Source organism: Bradyrhizobium sp. CSS354 (assembly GCF_029051725.1).
In the GTDB taxonomy this organism is placed as follows: domain Bacteria; phylum Pseudomonadota; class Alphaproteobacteria; order Rhizobiales; family Xanthobacteraceae; genus Bradyrhizobium.
In genome coordinates this window covers 1-970 of record NZ_JAACFU010000074.1, presented here as the reverse complement: position 1 = coordinate 970, position 970 = coordinate 1, and the positions used below count along the sequence as shown (strand labels likewise).

The 970-nt window shown below is 60.2% G+C and carries 2 protein-coding genes; both read left to right on the top strand.

The window, feature by feature from the left end; genetic code table 11:
- Positions 1–330, top strand: a 330-nt coding sequence (locus GWG67_RS38700; RefSeq protein ID WP_275174892.1) for a transposase domain-containing protein, incomplete at its 5' end; no start/stop codon positions are given.
- Positions 327–929 (top strand): plasmid pRiA4b ORF-3 family protein, encoded by a 603-nt coding sequence (locus tag GWG67_RS38695; RefSeq protein ID WP_275174891.1) that lies wholly within the window; start codon positions 327–329, stop codon positions 927–929. The genes GWG67_RS38700 and GWG67_RS38695, both read left to right, overlap by 4 nt.
- Positions 930–970: the final 41 nt, after the last annotated feature.

Here is a 970-nt window from a genome sequence, read left to right as displayed (position 1 = left end):
TACGCGCTGCGTCATTGGGACGGTTTGACGCTCTATCTTGATGACGGGCGCATCGAGATGGACACGAATGCTGTCGAGCGTGCGATACGGCCGATCAAGCTCAACGCCAAAAACTCCCTGTTTGCCGGTTGCGACGAGGGCGCCGAGAATTGGGCAGTTCTCGCTTCGTTGATCGAGACCTGTAAGCTCAATGGCGTCAGTGCCGAGCACTGGCTCGCTGATGTTCTCGCGAAGCTCGTCAAGGGTTGGCCTGCGGCGCGACTGGACGAACTGCTCCCTTGGGCATCGATCTACACGATGCATGCACACGTTCCGAGGCTGGCGGCATGAGCCTGAACAGGACCGCGGTCCGGATCAAGGTGACCCTCAAGGACGTAAAACCGGAGGTCGTGCGTCGCCTTGTCGTACCCGTCACCCTGCGCCTAGACCGGCTGCATTTGACGCTTCAGGAGGCGTTTGGCTGGACGAACAGCCACCTCTTCGAGTTCTTCGCTGGTGAGGCACATTGGGGGATTCCCGACCCCGACAATGATTACGGCCACCAGCCCATGGATGCTCGTAAAGCGCGGCTTTGCGATATCGTTCGAGAGACCGGCGCCAAGACCATCCACTATCTCTATGACTTCGGCGACAGCTGGGACCATGTGATCAAGCTCGAAAAAAGGTTCGACAACACCACGACGGAGGGCATGCCCTTCCTGCTCGAGGCCGCCGGTCGTTGCCCTCCGGAAGACGTCGGCGGTGCGCCAGGCTATGCCGAATACCTCGACGCCATCAGCGACCCTGCTCATCCGGAGCACGAACATATGCGCCGCTGGGGTCCGGAGCGGTTCGATCCCAACGTGATCGACCGGAATGCCCTCGAGGCCGCCGTAAACGCGTTGTCCGACACATGGAAACCGCGGCGACGCGCTACGCGAACAAAATAGACGTCAAACGCCATTCAAAAGGGCCGCAGAGCTGCGCTTAC